Source organism: Achromobacter sp. NCFB-sbj8-Ac1-l, from assembly GCF_052695805.1.
Genome location: NZ_CP199812.1, coordinates 1,411,961 through 1,429,159, shown reverse-complemented (window position 1 = coordinate 1,429,159; position 17,199 = coordinate 1,411,961). Strand labels below are relative to the sequence as shown.

Here is a 17,199-nt window from a genome sequence, read left to right as displayed (position 1 = left end):
GCACGGCTGACGGGGGGTTGCAGGCAAACGCCTCGGGCACCTGGCCCGGCCGCCCTGCCGGGCCGCGATTCGCGGCGTTTCCGGGCAAAAACGAGGGGGCGCCAGGCGCCCCCTCTTGCGGCAACCAGCCATTTTAGCCGGTCTTGGGCCTTATTTGCTTGCGGGTACCGCCACCCACTGCGTCTGGTCGCCACGGCGCACCAGCAAGCCTGCCGCGCGGCCCTTGTCCAGCTTGCCCACCAGCTCGGCGAACTGCTTGGCGCCGGTGACGTCGGTGTCGTTCAGGGCCAACACAATGTCGCCTTCCTGCAGGCCCGCCTTGGCGGCGGCGCCCTCGGCAACCTTGACCTGCACGCCGCCCTTGATGCGCAGCTTCTTCTGCACGTCGGCGGGCACGTCCACCACGCCCAGGCCCAACGCATTGGTGACTTCCGGGGCAGGCGCCGCAGGCTTCTTGCCGCCCGCGGCCTTCTCGGCGGGGATCTCGCCCACCTTGACCGACAGCGTCATCTTCTTGCCCTTGCGCCACACTTCCATGTCGGCGCGGGTGCCGGGCTTGGTTTCGCCGACGATACGCGGCAGGTCGGACCAACGCTTGATCGGTTCCTTGTTGAACGACAGGATCACGTCGCCCGGCTGCACGCCCGCCTGCTCGGCCGGGCCGTCGACCTCGACGCTGCTGACCAGGGCGCCTTCGGCCTTGGGCAGGCCGATGGCCTCGGCCACATCCTTGCCGACTTCGCCGATCTGCACGCCCACGCGGCCGCGCGTCACCTTGCCGGTCGCGCGCAGTTGATCCACCACCCGCATCGCTTCGTCGATGGGAATGGCCAGCGAAATGCCCATGAAGCCGCCGCTGCGCGAGATGATCTGGGAATTGATACCCACGACTTCGCCCGCCAGGTTGATCAGCGGACCGCCCGAGTTGCCCGGGTTGACCGCCACGTCCGTCTGGATGAACGGCAGGTACTCGCCGGTATCGCGTCCGATCGCGCTGACGATGCCCGACGTGACCGTGGAATCCAGCCCGAACGGCGAGCCGATGGCCAGCACCCACTGGCCCTTCTTGAGCTTCTTGGGGTCGCCGATGACCAGCGGCGTCATGTCCTTGGCTTCGATCTTGATCAGCGCGACGTCGGTGCGCTCGTCGGTGCCGATGACCTTGGCCTTGAACTCGCGGCCGTCGGTCAGGGTGACGTAGATGTCGGTTGCATCGCTGACCACGTGGTTGTTGGTCATGATGTAGCCGTCATCGGAAATGAAGAAGCCCGAACCCACGCCGCGCGGCACGGTGCGTTCTTCGGGCTGCGGCTGCTGCGGACGTTGGCGCTGGCCGGGGGACGGCTGGCCCGGGGGCTGGAAGTCGGGGCCGAAGAACCAGCGGAACAGTTCGGCCGGATCGTTGCCGCCGGGGCCTACGCCACGGATCGGCACGGTGGCCGTGGTACGGATGTTCACGACCGCCGGATCGGCCTTCTCGATGATGCTGGTGAAGTCAGGCAGCACCACCGTCGGGGTGGGCGTGTCGGCCGCCGGGGTCTGCGCCTGCGAGAGGGGCGCGAACGCAGCCGACATCATGAGCCCCGCCGTCGCGGCCGCCAGAAAGCGCCGCAGGCTGGGGTTCGACACCATCAATGCTTTCATAGATTGCTCCGAGTTTCCTTCTTGCCGCAGAGGCCGCTCACTTGGAGCCGGCCGCCGGAGCGTTCGCCACGGGGACGTATTCAGTCGCTTGCGCCAATTGTTCCAGCGTCGCCACCGGCACTTCGCCCACGGCGGTCAGCCAGTAATCGGCGATACGGGTCCCGTACACGGTAATCGAACCGCGCTGGGCCGCGCCAGGGGGCGGATGATGGCCACGCTGGCTGTCATAGGGTTCGATGAACACGGAAATTGCCGCCAGGCCATCGGACAGCACCATCTGGTTGACCGTCGCGCCGCGCCCCATCGAGCGCGACACCTGCATCACCACGCTGAACCCCTTGGGCGCCGGAATGCGCCATCCCAGCGCGCCCAGGTCCACCGGCTTCATCGCGGGCTCAAGCACCTTCCAGTCGCGCGTGTTCCAGCGGGACGTGAGCGACTGCGGGTCGACCTCGGCGCCCAGGCGCAGCGAGGTGAACGACACCTGCTCGACCACGCCGCGGGCGGCGTTGAGCGTCTGGGCCTTCAGCAGCAGGTTGGTTTCGACGTCGGCGCACAGGCGATAGCCATAACGCAACTTGTCCAGGGGTTCGATAGTGATCAGGCGGCACTCGCGCCCGGCGACCCGGTGCAGGGCCGATTCGGTGCGGATCTTGTAGTGCTCGGTCAGGTTGGCCGGGTCACCCAGCAGCAGGCCGGGAAAGCGGTCGCCGCGGCGACGCTCGATCAGGACCGTCTTGCGCTCGGGAATCAGGCACTGCACATCTTCGTTGTGGCGCAGGTACTCGCGCGGCTGGCCGTCCAGGATCTCGAGGCGCTCGCGTTCGCCGGTGCCGTCCAGGACGTGCACCAGGCGCGACGACTGGATCATCTCGCCTTGCTGGTACATGAACACGCCTGCGTAGTCCTGCTTGCGCGCCGCCTGCTGGATGCGCGAAAGCAGCTGCACCACGTCATCGCCCTGCTGGGCGGGCGCCGTGTCGGCGGCTCGCGCGGGTTCGTGCGCGGCCAGGAATGCGGTCAGGAGCGTAGCGGCGAACCAGCCGGCACGGTGGGCCTGCCACGAGGCGGCCCGGCCCAGCACCGGCCAGCGGGTCGGAAGCACCAGGGCCATCAGCGTCCCGCTCCGACATCGAACGACACCTGGCGCACCGCGCTGGGGCCAGCCATCTGGCGATGGGCCTCCAGGTAGTCGCTCAGGCCCGAAGTGTCGGTGCCGCTCAGGCTGGCGTCGGCCAGCACGCGCGTCTCGGTGCCAGGGGAACCGCCCGCCAGATACGGCTGGGCCACCCAGGCGACGGTGGCAACCGCAGCCGCCACGGCCAGACCGGACAGGCCCATGCGCAGCGGCGAACGACGCCGGGGCGCTGCCACGATGGGCAACTCGGCGTCCAGCGCGCGCGACAGGCGGGCGTGAAAGCCCGCGCTGGGCGTCAGCGCCAGGTCGGTATTGCGCAGGGCATCACCGATGAGGTGATAGGTGTCCCAGGTCTGCCGCCCTTCACGGGACAGCAGGCCGGGGAGAATATCGTCGGTTTCCTCTCCATCCATCCAGGCGGAAAGTGATTCTTCCCAGGCGGCCTCGGAAGAAACGACGGACTTGGCTGCTGTTGTCTGCATGACTGCCACTCCTTACCAGCGACGCTCGGCATCGGTGCCAAGCAATGGGCGCAACTTGGTCGCGATGGCTTCACGCGCACGAAAAATGCGGGAACGCACCGTACCAATGGGGCAATCCATGCTCTGGGCGATGTCTTCGTAACTCATACCTTCGATTTCACGCAGGACGATCGCGGTGCGCAATTCCTCGGGCAATTCCTCGATGGCCGCGTTCACCGTCTCGGCGATTTCGCGGCTGGCCACCATGGATTCCGGCGTGCTTATATCGGTTAGGTTGTCGGTTTCGTTAAAAGTTTCACCGTCTTCCGTTTCTATCGCATTGGGCGCGCTCGGCCGCCGGCCCTGCGAGGCGAGCCAATTTCGGGCCGTATTGATGGCAATGCGATACAACCAGGTGTAGAACGCGCTCTCGCCCCGGAATTGGGGCAGGGCCCGGTAGGCCTTGATGAACGCTTCCTGGGCCACGTCCTCGATTTCGGACGGGTCCCGGATCATCCGGGCCAGCAGGCGAAGAATCTTGCGCTGGTACTTGAGCACCAGCAGATCGAAGGCCTTCTTGTCGCCCCGCTGGACGCGGGCGACAAGCTCAGCGTCGACTTCGCGCTCGCTCATGAGGCCTCCCGCAGGCGGACCGCCGGGGACGGGCGTCGCGCCGCACCAGCCAGCAGGCACAAACGCCGCCAGGCCTGGGGTCGCAACGTCTGCTGCCAGACGGTGAAAGTTACATTGTTGTTGTTAAAGGCCATACTCCCGGAGGGCAAAGGCTGCAGGGTGAGCGTAAGCCATGCCGGCCCGCAATGCTGGTCCACCAGCGCCGCGTCCTGCCAGCCGCCTGGCAGGCGCACCTGCCAGCGGCCAGACCCGGCCGCCGTACGCAACGCCGATACCGGGGACAGGCCACTACGGTCCGAGTGTAACAGCCCGGCCGCCAGCAGCAGCGTCACCAGAGCGGCGGCGCCCAGCCAGGCCGGGCCAAGCCAGGCGCCCGCCGTCAGGAGGCTGGCCGCGGCCGCGGCCAGGCCCAGGGCCGGAAGCGCCGCAACGCCGCGCGGCCGCAAGACAGGCACGCGAAACGTCCAGCGCCCCTGGCCCGGGCCTTCCAAATCAGACCCGGCGAACGGCCATCGAGCCGTTGGTGCCGCCGAAGCCGAACGAGTTGGACAGACCCACGTCGATCTTCATCTGCCGCGCTTCGTTGGCGCAGTAATCCAGATCGCATTCCGGATCCTGATTGAAGATGTTGATGGTCGGAGGCGAGACCTGGTTGTAGACCGCCAGGGTCGTGAACACGGCTTCGATGCCGCCGGCCGCACCCAGCAGGTGGCCGGTCATGGACTTGGTCGAGTTCACCACCAGCTTCTTGGCGTGGTCGCCGAAAGCCAGCTTCAGCGCGTCGGTCTCGTTCTTGTCGCCCAGGGGCGTGGACGTGCCGTGCGCGTTGACGTACTGGATGTCGTCCAGGTTCAGGCCGCCGTTGCGCAGCGCGTTGATGACGCCGCGGCGCGGGCCGTCCTTGTCGGGGGCCGTGATGTGGTGCGCGTCGGAGCTCATGCCGTAGCCGGCGAACTCGCCATAGATGCGCGCGCCGCGCTTCTTGGCGTGTTCGTATTCTTCCAGCACCAGCACGCCGGCGCCTTCGCCCAGCACGAAACCATCGCGGTCGCGGTCCCAGGGACGCGAAGCCGTTTGAGGATCATCGTTGCGGGTCGACAGCGCACGCATGGCGGCAAAACCGCCGATGCCCAGCGGCGACACGGTCGACTCGGCGCCACCGGCCACCATGACGTCGGCATCGCCGTACTCGATCAAGCGGGCCGCATCACCGATACAGTGCAGGCCCGTGGTGCAGGCCGACACGACGGCGTAGCTGGGACCCTTCATGCCATAGGCGATGGACAGGTGGCCGGAGATCAGGTTGATCAGCGAACCCGGCACGAAGAACGGCGAAATGCGCCGCGGACCCTTGGCCATGTATTCGACCTGGGTTTCTTCGATGCGCGGCAGGCCGCCGATGCCCGAACCGACGATCACGCCAATGCGCTCGGCATTGGCTTCGGTGACTTCCAGGCCGCTGTCGCGCCACGCCTGCATCCCGGCAGCCAGGCCGTAATGGATGAAGGTATCCATCTGGCGGGCTTCTTTGGCCGAGATATAGGTGCTGATGTCGAAGTCTTTGACTTCGCCAGCGATGTGCGTGGTGATGGCCGAGGGATCGAAACGGGTGATGCGGCTGATGCCAGAACGTCCGTTGACGATATTGTCCCAAGCGGTGGTCAGGTCGTTGCCAACGGGCGAAACGATACCAAGGCCAGTGATGACGACTCGTCGCTTCACGGATGACTCCTCAAACAGACAAAAGAAAGGCGGTTTTCGGGATGCGCTGCACGTGCGGAACACGCAAAAGCGGGTCGGGCTTTAACCCCCGTCCCGCGCGTGGACCACACGGCAAATTCCTGAAACCGCCCCGATTCCCGGTTGGCCCCGAAATCGGATTTCGGGCAACCAGAAGGATATAGGCTGAGCTTACTGCTTACCGTTCGAATTGATGTAATCAATCGCTTGTTGCACGGTCGTGATCTTTTCGGCCTCTTCGTCGGGGATCTCGGTCTCGAATTCGTCTTCGAGCGCCATGACCAGTTCGACCATGTCGAGCGAATCGGCACCGAGGTCGTCAAGGAAGGAGGATTCGTTCTTGATCTCGGCTTCGTTCACGCCAAGTTGTTCAGCGACGATCTTCTTGACGCGCTGTTCGATGCTTTCCATGCAGATCTCCAAATGGGAAAAATCCCGCGAATTATAGCCAAGCGCAGAGTACTGCAAACGCCAGGCCGTGACAAAAATAACACCGCGCACTTCGAACTGTCGCCCCGAGGGCGCAGCAATACCGGTGTGCGGCGTTTCCGGTTGAACCGCGCGTTGCCCTGCCAGTTGCCCGGCAATGGCGCGGCGGCCTGGGCCGCCCGCGCGCTTCGTGACTTATTGCATGTACATCCCGCCGTTGACGTGCAGGGTGGTGCCGGTAATGTAACCCGCCTGCGGTCCGGACAAAAAGGCCACCGCATGGGCGATGTCCGCGGGCGAACCCAGACGGCCCAGCGGAATCTGCTGCAGCAGCGCGGCGGTCTGGCTTTCGCCCAGGGCGCGCGTCATGTCGGTATCGATGAAGCCCGGGGCCACGCAATTGACGGTGATGTTGCGGCTGCCCAGTTCACGCGCCAGGGCACGCGACATGCCGGCCACGCCCGCTTTCGCCGCGGCGTAGTTGGCCTGGCCCGGGTTGCCACTGGAACCCACCACCGACGTGACGTTGATGATACGTCCCCAACGGGCCTTCATCATGTTGCGCAGCACGGCGCGCGACAGGCGGAACACCGACGCCAGGTTGGTGTCGATGACGGCCGACCAGTCGTCGTCTTTCATGCGCATTGCCAGCGTATCGCGGGTGATGCCTGCATTATTGACGAGGATATGGGGGCCACCGCCCTCTTTGCCCAGGGCTTCGATCAGAGCGTCGCACGCTTCGGCGTTGGTCACGTCCAGCACCACGCCGCGGCCGCCGAACGGCGCCAGGGCTTCGGTGATGGCGGCCGCGCCAGACTCGGACGTGGCCGTGCCGACGACGGTTGCGCCGCGCGCGGCCAGTTCCTGGGCGATGGCGCGGCCGATGCCGCGCGTGGCGCCCGTGACCAGGGCGATCTTGCCCTGCAGTTCGATCGAGGTGTTTTCCATGCTCTTAATTTCCGTTAACCGCGGCCAACGCAGCTTCAAGCGAAGCCGGATCCGTGATGGCCAGGCCGGTAAGCTCGGGATCGATGCGCTTGGTCAAGCCGGCCAGTACCTTGCCGGGACCGCATTCGATGACGTGGGTCACGCCCTGGGCCTTCATGGCGCGCAGCGTTTCCACCCAGCGCACAGGATGCCATGCCTGGCGGACCAGCGCATCCCGGATTGCCCCGGGCTCGACCGGCGAGGCGACATCGACGTTGTTGATGACGGGCACCTGGGGTGCAGACACCGTCACGCCCGCCAGGGCGCCGGCCAGCACGTCGGCGGCAGGCTTGAGCAGGCTGGAGTGGAACGGCGCGGATACCGGCAAGAGCAGCGCGCGCTTGGCGCCGGCGGCCTTGGCCAGTTCGCAGGCGCGTTCGACGGCGGCCTTGTGGCCCGCGATCACGACTTGGGCGGGGGCATTGAAGTTGACGGCTTCGACCACTTCGCCTTGAGCAGCGGCGGCACAGGCAGCGCGCACGGCGTCGTCGTCCAGGCCCAGGATGGCGGCCATGGCGCCGGTGCCGACCGGCACGGCGGCCTGCATGGCGTCGGCGCGCACACGCACCAGGCGCACGGCGTCTTCAAGGGCCAGCGAACCGGCGGCCGTCAGCGCGGCATATTCACCCAGGCTGTGGCCGGCCACGACGTCGGGCATGCGGCCGCCTGCGGCGCGCCAGGCGGCGAAGAACGCGACGCTGGCGGTCAACATGGCCGGCTGGGTGTTGGTGGTGAGGTTGAGCTGTTCGGCGGGGCCCTGCGCGATCAGCGCGCCCAGGTCCTGGCCGAGCGCCTGCGAGGCGCGTGCCACGACATCGGTCGCCGCGGCGACATCGGACCAGGCGTCCAGCATGCCGACCGACTGGGAACCCTGGCCAGGAAAGACAAAAGCGATTTTCATGTTCGACCGTATGGATTGATTCAGAGTCTGTGGGAATGTCGGGCGCGTCATCCGGGCGGACGCGGCAGGCCGCGCCCGAGCCGGACTCGCCCTTACATGCGGGCCAGTACGGAACCCCAGGTGAATCCGCCGCCTACGCCTTGCATCAGGATGAGCTGGCCCGGCTTGACGCGGCCATCGCGGCGCGCGGCATCCAAGGCCAGCGGCACGCTGGCCGCGGAGGTATTGGCGTGGCTGTCGACGGTGATGACAACCTTTTCGACCGGCACGGCAAGCTTGCGCGCCAGGAAATTCAGGATGCGGACGTTGGCCTGGTGCGGGATCAGCCAATCGACGTCGGCCAGCTCGACACCGGCTTCGGCGCACGTGTCGCGCGCCGATCGGTCCAGCACGGTGACGGCCTGCTTGAACACCGCCTGGCCGTCCATGCGCAGGAACGGGTCGCCCGTGACATCGCCATAGGCGACGTTGCCCGCGGCGCTGAGGATCTTCATCTGGCTGCCGTCGGCATGCAGCTGTGCGGCCAGGATGCCGGGCTTGTCGGAGGCCTTGAGCACCACGGCGCCCGCGCCATCGCCGAACAGCACGCAGGTGCTGCGGTCGTTCCAGTCGAGGATGCGCGAGAACACTTCGGCGCCGATCACCAGCGCGCAACGCGCACGGCCCGCGCGGATGAAGCTGTCGGCGGTGGTCAGGGCGTAGACGAAGCCGCTGCACACGGCCTGCACGTCGAAGGCTGCGGAGCCCTTGGCGCCCAGGTTCGCCTGCACCAGGCAGGCAGTGCTGGGAAACACGAAATCCGGCGTGGACGTGGCCAGCACGATCAGGTCGACTTCGGACGCATCCACACCGGCATCGGCCAGCGCGCGGCGCGAGGCCTCGGTGGCCAGTTGGCTGGTCGTGACACCGCGCTCGGCCAAATGGCGCTGGCGGATGCCCGTGCGCTCGACGATCCATTCGTCGGACGTGGCGATATCGCGCGTCGCCAGTTCCGCCGCCAGGGCGTCATTCGAAACCACGCGTTCCGGCAGGAAGCTGCCGGTGCCCGCGATCACGGAATATTTCATTGCGGTATCCATCAAGCGGTGTCCCCAGCCACGCCCGATTCCAGCGCGGAAGCGCTCGAACCTGACTGCACGCGCTGGTTGATCTGTGCGACCGTCTGAGCGGTGCGCTCAAGCAGTTTACTCACCACGGCTTCGCGCGCACGCTGCAGCGCGAAGCCGAAGGCGTAGGCGTCGGCAGAGCCATGGCTCTTGATGACCACGCCGCGCAGGCCCAGCAGCGCCGCGCCGTTGTAGCGGCGGTTGTCGACACGGTTGCGCAGGCGGTTGAGCACCGGCTTGGCCAGCGCGCCGATCAGCAGCGTGACCAGGTTGCGTTTGAACTCTTCGCGAATGACGCTGGACAACATCTTGGCCAGGCCTTCGACGGACTTGAGCACGACGTTGCCGACGAAACCGTCGCAGACGACCACGTCGACCGTGCCCTTGAAAATGTCATTGCCTTCCACGTTGCCGTAGAAGTTCAGGGGACTGGCGCGCAGAAGCTCGGCGGCCTCCTTGACGACCTCGTTGCCCTTGATGACTTCTTCGCCGATGTTGAGCAAGCCCACGGTGGGGTTCTCGCGATGGTCGACCGCCTGCGACAGCGCGGCGCCCATGATGGCGAATTGCAGAAGGTGCTCGGCCGAGCAGTCCACATTCGCGCCCAGGTCCAGCACCGTGGTGGCGCGGCCCGTCTGGTTCGGAATGGACGTGGCGATCGCAGGGCGGTCGATGCCGTCCAGCGTCTTGAGCACGTAGCGTGAAATGGCCATCCAGGCGCCGGTATTGCCCGCGGAAACGCAGGCGTCGGCACGCCCATCCTTGACGGACTGGGCAGCCAGGCGCATGGAGGAATCTTTTTTGCGGCGCAGGGCGACCTCGACCGGGTCGTCCATGGTGACGACTTCGGAAGCCGCCACGATCTCAAGGCGATCGCGCGCCACGTCGCGGTGCTCGGAGAGCGCCGCTTCGATAGCGTCGGGAAGCCCGACCAGCAACAGCCGGGTATCCGGAAATTGCCGGGCGAACTCGATCGCAGCCGGAATCGTGACGGGCAGACCGAAGTCTCCGCCCATACAGTCTATGGCGATGCGTATCACGGGTGCCAGGTATCAGCGCTCAGCCGAAATGGTCCGAGTACGAGTTCGGCCCGGGGGCCTTATTCGTCGGCCTTGGTCTTCAGGACCTTGCGGCCACGGTAGAAGCCGTTGGGGCTGATGTGGTGACGCAGATGGGTCTCGCCCGTGTTGGGTTCGATAGCCGTCGACGGATTCACCAGAAAATCGTGCGAGCGGTGCATACCGCGCTTGGACGGGGACTTCTTGTTTTGTTGAACAGCCATGATGACTCCTAGAAACGGGGCGCATTGTACGCGATGCGGCCCGATGTTGATCTCAATCTTTGTGCTTCAGTTGTTCCAGCACCGCAAACGGCGACGGACGCTTGACAACGGGCTCTTGGGAAGCTTCGTTGTCTTTGGCCTGCGCGCCCGGGCATACATCATGCTTGGGCACATACGGAACGCTCAGAATGAGCTCATCTTCGATCTGGGCCAGCAAATCGAAATGATGCGAACCCACCACCTTTTCAGGCTGGTTGGACACAAAACCTTTACCTTCCACTTCTTCGTCTTCGTCGCTCTCGTCGTCGAGGCCGGCGGCGTGATCGCCCCCGGCAATGCCGTCGTCGAGATCGTCTTCAGACTTGACCAGCTGCAGCAGGACTTCGCTGTCGACCGGGTAGGCGAACGGCGCATTGCACCGCTGGCACACCACGACCGGATTCGCCTGCACACGGATGCGCAAGAGCGGCTGGCCTAGCACCAGCCCCGTCTTGCCCATCTCGCCGCGCGCGGACCACGTCACCAGCCCGGCATCACCCAGCGGTTGTTCGGGTAGCCCGTCAACCGCGCGCGCCAACCGCACAAGAGGTATGGTGCCTTGCGCTTCCCTGCCCTGATGGGCGAATGCGAATGCGTCGATGGGCTTGATGATCAGTCCTTTCGCACAGGATTCTGTACATCCTCCTGTGCATTGGCAGGCAGGCTCGCATGCAACGAAGTACGGTTTCAGTACTGTTGCACTGCAAAAATGCCGCAAAACGTTAGATAATACTGTGACTTACGTATCAGCGTCAAATACCGCATGCCCCAACAACCTGGTCTGATCCTCGCTTCCAGCTCGCGCTATCGCAAAGAGCTGCTCACTCGCCTGCGCCTGCCCTTTACCGCCATTTCGCCCGATGTGGACGAAACGCCACAGCCGGGCGAAACACCCGAGGCGCTGGCCTTGCGCCTGTCGGTCGCCAAGGCCATGGCGGTGGCGGCCACGCACCCGGGCAGCCTCGTCATCGGATCGGACCAGGTAGCCACGGTAGACGGCCAGCCCATCGGCAAGCCGGGGGATTTTTCGCGCGCCCAGGCCCAGTTACGCGCACTTTCGGGGCAGATCGTGGAATTTCACAGCGCCTTGGCCGTCACGGACGGCCAGCGGGTGGAAAAAGCCGACATCGTGACGCGGTGCCGTTTCCGGCAATTGTCCGATCACGCCATCGACGCCTACCTGCGCGCCGAAGAACCCTACGATACCGCAGGCAGCGCCAAGGCGGAAAGCCTGGGCATCGCCCTGATGGAGAGCATCCAGAGCGATGACCCCACCGCCATCATCGGGCTGCCCCTGATCGCCCTGACCCGCATGCTGGGCCAGTTCGGCCTGGACCCACTGCACGCCCCGGGAGCGCCCGCATGAGTGGTTCGCTGCACCTGATTCCCGTCGGCCTGGGCGAGGCCGCTCCCGAAAGCTGGCTGCCCGCCGACGCGCGAGCCCTGGCCGGCCAGCTGGACACCTACATCGCCGAAAACGCCAAGACGGCACGCGCTTTCCTCAAGCAGATCGGCACCACCCGGCCGCTGCAGGAAATCACCATCCACACGCTGAGCGACAAAACCGACGCGGCCCAGATCAAGGCCTGGCTGGAGCCCGTGCGCCAGGGCGCCGACATCGGCCTGGTGTCCGAAGCCGGCTGCCCCGCGGTCGCGGACCCCGGCGCCAAGGTCGTGGACGCCGCCCATCGGCTGGGCGTGACCGTCAAGCCCTGGGTCGGCCCCTCCTCCCTCCTGCTGGGCCTGATGGCCAGCGGACTGGACGGCCAGCGTTTTGCCTTCCATGGCTACGCCCCGGTGGACGCCGCCGAACGCGCCAAGCAGCTCAAGGCCTGGGAACAGCATTCCGCCAAGCATAACCAGACCCAGTTGCTGATCGAAACCCCCTACCGCAACGCCGCCATGTTCGCGACGCTCCTGGCCAGCCTGAAAGGCGATACCAAGCTGTGCATCGCCCGCGCGCTGACCACCGCCGACGAATGGATCGCGACCCGCACCATCGCCGATTGGAAAAAACAGCCCGCCCCGCAGCTGGACAAGATGCCCACCCTGTTCCTGTACCTGGCGCGCTGACATGATGCGGTTCCTGGCAGTCTTTCTGGCCGCCGCGGCCCTGGCCGGCTGCGCCCATCGCGGCCCCGCCGGCTTGAACCTGGACACCTCCGTCACCGCGGTCGGCCAGAGCAGCCGGGTGCGCTTCGTCGTGGTGCACTACACCTCGGCCGACGACGCCCGGTCCATGCGACTCCTGTCGCAGGGCCAGGTCAGCGCCCACTACCTGATCAACACGTCGGGACGCACCTACCGCCTGGTCGACGAGACGCGTGCCGCCTGGCATGCCGGCGAAAGCGCGTGGTATGGCCTGAATGCCATGAACAGCACGTCGGTCGGCATCGAGATCGTCAACCCGGGCTGGACCGAGGGCGAGGACGGCAAGCGGCAGTGGCACGCCTATGACGACAAGCAGCTCCGCGCCCTGACCCTTCTGTTGCGGGACGTGATCCAGCGCAACGGCATCCTGCCCCAGAACGTGGTGGGCCATAGCGACATCGCGCCCCAGCGCAAGGTCGACCCCGGCCCGCTGTTCCCCTGGAAGCAACTGGCCGCGGCCGGCATAGGCCGCTGGTACGACGAAGCCGGCGCCGCATCGCACCTGGCGCGGCTGCAGGCCCAGGGCACGCCCGACGTCGCCTGGTTCCAGCAGCAGTTGCAACGGCTGGGCTACGCCTGCCCGCAGAACGGCACGCTGGACCGCGCCACGATCAACGTATTGGCCGCCTTCCAGATGCACTATCGCCCCGCCGTGCACGACGGCCAGCCGGATGCCGAAACCGCGGCAATCATGCTGGCGATGCTGTAGCCCTGCCCGGCCGGCGCAGCGGCCGCAGGGGCCATCGACGTCGAGGACAGGCCCTAGGCGCGGCGGCGGCGCCACCACGCCGCCAACCGCCATCCCAGCAACAGCGCCAGCACGGCAGCATACAAGACGGGCTGGGCCAGGTCGTTCTTGCCGGCCTTGTGCCACCAGTAGTGCAGCACCGCCAGCAGCCCGATGAGATACACGGCGCGGTGCAATTGCTGCCAGCGCTTGCCCAGCCTGCGCATGGCCCACTGGGTAGAGGTGGCCGCCAGCGCCGTCAGCAGCACGAAGGCAGCAAACCCCACGGTGATGAATGGGCGCTCGCCAATGTCCTGCAGCATGGCCGCCGGATCGAAGCCGCGGTCCCACCAGACCCAGGCCATGAAGTGCATGGCCCCATAGAAAAATGCGAACAGTCCGCACATGCGGCGCAGGCGCACCAGCGCCGGCTGGCCGCTCAAGCGGCGCAAGGGCGTGATGGCCAGCGTGACGAGCAGGCAGACCAGCGTCCAGGTGCCCGACGATCGGGTCAGGAACTCCACCGGATTGGCGGTCAGGCCGTTGTTGAACCCCAGCCAGATCCAACGGAGAAATGGCGCCAGCCCCAACAGGAACAGGAAGGGCTTGAACCGCCCCACGGCCCGGGCCGACCACTGCGGCTTGCGGGCGGCTGCCGTGCGGCTCACGTCGGTCATGGGCGGATCAGTAGTTGGCCTTCAGGTCCATGCCCTGGTAGAGCGAGGCGACCTGATCGGCATAGCCGTTGAACATCAAGGTCTTGCGCTTAGGCGAGAACAGGCCGTCTTCGCCGATGCGGCGCTCGGTTGCCTGGCTCCAGCGCGGATGGGGCACCGTGGGATTCACGTTGGCGTAGAAACCGTATTCCTGCGGCGCGGCCTTGATCCACGACGACACCGGCTGTTTTTCCACCAGGCGGATCTTGACCAGCGACTTGCCCGACTTGAAGCCGTATTTCCAGGGCACCGCCAGGCGCACGGGCGCACCGTTCTGGTTGGGCAGCACCTTGCCGTAGACGCCGAATACCAGCATCGCCAGCGGGTTCATGGCCTCGTCGATGCGCAGCCCCTCGACATAAGGCCAATCCAGGATCGCGGCGCGCACGCCCGGCATATTCTCGCGCTGCACCGCGGTGACAAATTCGACGTACTTCGCGTTGCCGGTGGGTTCGACCTGCTTGAGCAGCGCCGACAGCGAATAGCCGACCCAAGGGATCACCATCGACCAACCCTCGACGCAGCGCAACCGGTAGACACGCTCTTCCATCGGCGCCAGCTTGAGCAGCTCTTCGATGCCGAACGTGCGCGGCTTGCCGACCTCACCCTCGACGCTGACGGTCCAGGGACGGGTCTGCAGCTTGCCGGCATTGGCGGCGGGCTCGCCCTTGTCCACCCCGAATTCGTAGTAGTTGTTGTACGACGTCACATCCGCCAGCGACGTCTGCTTGTCCATGACGCTGAACGCGGCATTGGCCTGACCGGGCAACGCCCCGGCATCCTGCGCGAACGCGCTGCGGGTCGCCCACCCAGGCAGGCCCAACCCGGCCGCAGCCACGCCTGCGCGCAGGATCAGTTCGCGGCGCGAGCGCCACACCGTCTCGGGAGTAATGTCGGACGGAAGGATGTCATCGGGCTTGCGTATCAGCATCGGGGTCTCCTGGGGGGCCGGCACGGGCCGCTGCCGTTCCGCGCGCAAACCATGGACGTTGCGCGGCCCCATGATATTCCGCCGGCGCTGCCGGCGGGCATCTGGAATAGACCTGGACCCGACAAAGGCGTTCCCAGCCAGATGGGCAGCCCGCCCGCCTTCCGGCACGCGGCAAGCCCCGGTTCAGCGGCAAGGCCGCGTCAGGCAGCGGCCGCCAGGGTCCGGCTGAGCAGCCATTCGCGCACCCGGGGCACGCTTTCCAGCACGGCCTGCGGCGAGCAACCCTCAAGTTCTTTCAGGGTATGGGCGCCATAGGTCACCCCCAGCCCGTGCACACCGGCGTTGATCGCCATCTGCAGGTCATGCGAGGTATCGCCCACCATCACGACCCGAGTCGGGTCGACGTCCAGTTCCTGCATCAGCTCATGCAGCATGCCGGGGTGCGGCTTGCTGAAGGTTTCGTCAGCGGTACGGGTGGCATCGAACATCGGGCCCAGGCCGGTCGCGGCCAGGGCGCGGGTCAGGCCGACCCGGCTCTTGCCCGTCGCCACGGCCAGACGCACGTTCCGCCCGGCCAGTTCGGTCAGCAGTTCAGGAATGCCGTCGAACAAGCGCAGCTCAGGGTCACGCAGCAGGTAATGGGTGCGATAGCGCTCGAGAAAGCGCGGCAGCATCGCCTGGGTCAGCTCGGGCACGGCGCGGCGCAATGCGCTTTCCAGGGACAGACCAATGACCCAGCTGGCATCCGACGCCGACGGCACGGGCAGCTCCAGGTCGCGGCAGGCGCCCTGGATGGCGGCCACGATGCTGTGCGTGGAATCCATCAGGGTTCCGTCCCAGTCAAAAACGACCAGCGAATACGACATATCAGACCGACTCCAGTTGTTTCAGTATTTTCCGGCACGCGGGCGGCAATTCGGCCGTGAGCGTCATCGGTTCGCCCGTCAGGGGGTGGGCCAGGGTCAATTGATGGGCATGCAGGAACATCCGACCAAAGCCCATGCGCGAGAATTCGGCGCGCACCTCGTCATGGCCGTACTTGTCGTCACCCACGATAGGGAAGCCGCTGGCGGCCAGATGCACCCGGATCTGGTGGGTGCGGCCGGTTCGCAGCTCGGCGTCGACCAGGCTGTAGCGGCCGAAGCGCTGTTTCAGGGTGATGATGGTGTGGGCCGACTGGCCGTCAGGATCGACCTTGACCCGACGCTCACCCGACTGGGTGGTCCATTTGGACAGCCCCAGCTTGATGTGCTGGCGGTCATTGACCCAGTCGCCCTCGACCAGTGCAAAGTAGTGCTTGTCGCTGCGCCCTTCGCGCAGCATGGCATGCAAGGCCAGCAGCGCACTGCGCTTCTTGGCCACCATGAGCAGGCCGGAAGTCTCGCGGTCGAGCCGGTGCACCAGTTCCAGGAATTTGGCCTCGGGGCGCGCGGCGCGCAGTTGCTCGATGACGCCGAACGACACGCCGCTGCCCCCGTGGACGGCCACGCCGGCGGGCTTGTCCACCACCAGCATCGCGTCATCTTCGAACACCACGGGAAATTCCGCGGCCGGCACCGGTTTGGGCGTACCGGGATCCGGCAGCCGCAGCGGCGGGATGCGGACCATGTCGCCCTCCGCCACGCGGTAGTCGGCCGAGATGCGTCCCTTGTTTACCCGCACTTCGCCGCCACGGATGGCCTTGTAGATGTGGGTTTTGGGGACGCCCTTGCACAGGCGCATCAGGTAATTGTCCAGGCGCTGGCCGGCATGCTCGGCACCGACCTCCACCATGCGGACGGAAGGGGGTGCCATAGGGGAGGAAGTTTCTTTGCGCATTGCGGAAAGCGACATATAATCGGGACAGCCTTAAGGGGCTGAATCAGCCGCTGGCGTAGAGATGCAACTCAAGTACGCAACTCCGTCGAGCGCGTGGGCCGCCATTGTACTGCCTGCTCATTCAACCCCTGGGTCATTTGGTCGCCGGCGCAACCGCGCCCTGCCGGATAGTGGTGTGGCATTCATTTTGCCCGCTGTCCCAGCAGGTCCGTTGCATGCCGCAAGCGGCTTGAAGCACCGCAAGAATCGTCGCATATTTAAAGCACCAGCTGCGTGTAGGCAACCAATCCGACCGCAACTGCCGTTCACAGCACATTTCCGTCAAACCACATTCAGTGAAGCTGACCCTCCTGCTGAAAGAACCCCGTGCCCCACGGCACGACGTGCCCGCCTGACCCGCGGCGGATACGCCTGGGCGCCGCCCAGGTACGGTCCGCATCTTCTTGCCCGCTTCAGCCGCAGCCCGAGTGGCCCGAGGTCACGCGCCGATATCGGC

Annotated in this window: 19 protein-coding genes; 3 read left to right on the top strand and 16 right to left on the bottom strand. The window is 66.0% G+C overall.

Annotated elements, in window-relative coordinates; translation table 11 throughout:
- Positions 1 to 150: 150 nt before the first annotated feature.
- The 12 genes from ACUDP5_RS06595 to ACUDP5_RS06540 all read right to left on the bottom strand — a co-directional run bounded on the left by ACUDP5_RS06595 (position 151) and on the right by ACUDP5_RS06540 (position 10,976).
- Positions 151 to 1,644, bottom strand: coding sequence for a DegQ family serine endoprotease (locus tag ACUDP5_RS06595; RefSeq protein WP_263910502.1), 1,494 nt, complete (start codon positions 1,642 to 1,644; stop codon positions 151 to 153).
- A 37-nt stretch (positions 1,645 to 1,681) separates the two neighbouring features.
- Entirely contained in the window at positions 1,682 to 2,758 is a 1,077-nt protein-coding gene (locus tag ACUDP5_RS06590; protein ID WP_263910500.1) for a MucB/RseB C-terminal domain-containing protein, read from the bottom strand.
- Positions 2,758 to 3,264, bottom strand: coding sequence for a sigma-E factor negative regulatory protein (locus tag ACUDP5_RS06585; protein ID WP_263910498.1), 507 nt, complete (start codon positions 3,262 to 3,264; stop codon positions 2,758 to 2,760). The genes ACUDP5_RS06590 and ACUDP5_RS06585 overlap by 1 nt, the downstream gene beginning before the upstream one ends.
- 12 nt (positions 3,265 to 3,276) lie before the next feature.
- Positions 3,277 to 3,876: an RNA polymerase sigma factor RpoE gene (gene rpoE, locus ACUDP5_RS06580; RefSeq protein ID WP_006223829.1), complete on the bottom strand. Its 600-nt coding sequence runs from the start codon at positions 3,874 to 3,876 to the stop codon at positions 3,277 to 3,279.
- 492 nt (positions 3,877 to 4,368) lie between these two features.
- Positions 4,369 to 5,598, bottom strand: a complete 1,230-nt coding sequence (fabF, locus tag ACUDP5_RS06575; RefSeq protein WP_263910496.1) for a beta-ketoacyl-ACP synthase II — start codon at positions 5,596 to 5,598, stop codon at positions 4,369 to 4,371.
- Positions 5,599 to 5,787: 189 nt separating this feature from the next.
- Entirely contained in the window at positions 5,788 to 6,027 is a 240-nt protein-coding gene (gene acpP / locus ACUDP5_RS06570) for an acyl carrier protein (protein ID WP_005012191.1), read from the bottom strand.
- A gap of 213 nt (positions 6,028 to 6,240) precedes the next feature.
- The gene (gene fabG / locus ACUDP5_RS06565) at positions 6,241 to 6,993 is read right to left on the bottom strand and encodes a 3-oxoacyl-ACP reductase FabG (protein ID WP_263910495.1); all 753 of its coding nucleotides are present in this window, start codon (positions 6,991 to 6,993) and stop codon (positions 6,241 to 6,243) included.
- 4 nt (positions 6,994 to 6,997) lie between these two features.
- Positions 6,998 to 7,933 carry an ACP S-malonyltransferase gene (gene fabD, locus ACUDP5_RS06560; RefSeq protein WP_445658413.1) on the bottom strand — a complete coding sequence of 312 codons (936 nt, stop codon included), beginning with the start codon at positions 7,931 to 7,933 and terminating at the stop codon, positions 6,998 to 7,000.
- Positions 7,934 to 8,025: 92 nt separating this feature from the next.
- Positions 8,026 to 9,012, bottom strand: coding sequence for a ketoacyl-ACP synthase III (locus tag ACUDP5_RS06555; protein WP_263910493.1), 987 nt, complete (start codon positions 9,010 to 9,012; stop codon positions 8,026 to 8,028).
- Positions 9,012 to 10,079: a phosphate acyltransferase PlsX gene (plsX, locus tag ACUDP5_RS06550; protein ID WP_263910492.1), complete on the bottom strand. Its 1,068-nt coding sequence runs from the start codon at positions 10,077 to 10,079 to the stop codon at positions 9,012 to 9,014. Before plsX ends, ACUDP5_RS06555 begins: the two co-directional genes overlap by 1 nt.
- A 59-nt stretch (positions 10,080 to 10,138) precedes the next feature.
- Complete coding sequence (rpmF, locus tag ACUDP5_RS06545) at positions 10,139 to 10,321, bottom strand: 50S ribosomal protein L32 (RefSeq protein ID WP_025137127.1); 183 nt, start codon at positions 10,319 to 10,321, stop codon at positions 10,139 to 10,141.
- Positions 10,322 to 10,373: 52 nt separating this feature from the next.
- Positions 10,374 to 10,976: a YceD family protein gene (locus ACUDP5_RS06540; RefSeq protein ID WP_263910782.1), complete on the bottom strand. Its 603-nt coding sequence runs from the start codon at positions 10,974 to 10,976 to the stop codon at positions 10,374 to 10,376.
- A 147-nt stretch (positions 10,977 to 11,123) separates the two neighbouring features.
- On the opposite strand from ACUDP5_RS06540, the gene ACUDP5_RS06535 reads away from it, so the two are divergent.
- Genes ACUDP5_RS06535 through ACUDP5_RS06525 form a run of 3 tightly spaced genes read left to right on the top strand, consistent with a single transcriptional unit; the run spans position 11,124 to position 13,220 of the window.
- Positions 11,124 to 11,726, top strand: coding sequence for a Maf-like protein (locus ACUDP5_RS06535; protein ID WP_263910490.1), 603 nt, complete (start codon positions 11,124 to 11,126; stop codon positions 11,724 to 11,726).
- Entirely contained in the window at positions 11,723 to 12,433 is a 711-nt protein-coding gene (locus tag ACUDP5_RS06530; protein ID WP_263910488.1) for an SAM-dependent methyltransferase, read from the top strand. The genes ACUDP5_RS06535 and ACUDP5_RS06530 overlap by 4 nt, the downstream gene beginning before the upstream one ends.
- Before the next feature lies 1 nt (position 12,434).
- A complete protein-coding gene (locus ACUDP5_RS06525; RefSeq protein ID WP_263910487.1) occupies positions 12,435 to 13,220 on the top strand; it encodes an N-acetylmuramoyl-L-alanine amidase in 786 nt (261 codons plus the stop codon).
- A gap of 53 nt (positions 13,221 to 13,273) precedes the next feature.
- Here ACUDP5_RS06525 and msrQ read toward each other — a convergent pair whose 3' ends face one another.
- The 4 genes from msrQ to ACUDP5_RS06505 all read right to left on the bottom strand — a co-directional run bounded on the left by msrQ (position 13,274) and on the right by ACUDP5_RS06505 (position 16,718).
- Positions 13,274 to 13,915: a protein-methionine-sulfoxide reductase heme-binding subunit MsrQ gene (gene msrQ, locus ACUDP5_RS06520; RefSeq protein WP_263910486.1), complete on the bottom strand. Its 642-nt coding sequence runs from the start codon at positions 13,913 to 13,915 to the stop codon at positions 13,274 to 13,276.
- Between the two features lie 7 nt (positions 13,916 to 13,922).
- Positions 13,923 to 14,885: a protein-methionine-sulfoxide reductase catalytic subunit MsrP gene (msrP, locus tag ACUDP5_RS06515; protein ID WP_263910485.1), complete on the bottom strand. Its 963-nt coding sequence runs from the start codon at positions 14,883 to 14,885 to the stop codon at positions 13,923 to 13,925.
- Positions 14,886 to 15,085: 200 nt separating this feature from the next.
- The gene (locus tag ACUDP5_RS06510; protein ID WP_263910484.1) at positions 15,086 to 15,751 is read right to left on the bottom strand and encodes an HAD family hydrolase; all 666 of its coding nucleotides are present in this window, start codon (positions 15,749 to 15,751) and stop codon (positions 15,086 to 15,088) included.
- A gap of 1 nt (position 15,752) precedes the next feature.
- A complete protein-coding gene (locus tag ACUDP5_RS06505; RefSeq protein ID WP_263910483.1) occupies positions 15,753 to 16,718 on the bottom strand; it encodes an RluA family pseudouridine synthase in 966 nt (321 codons plus the stop codon).
- Between the last annotated feature and the right edge of the window lie 481 nt (positions 16,719 to 17,199).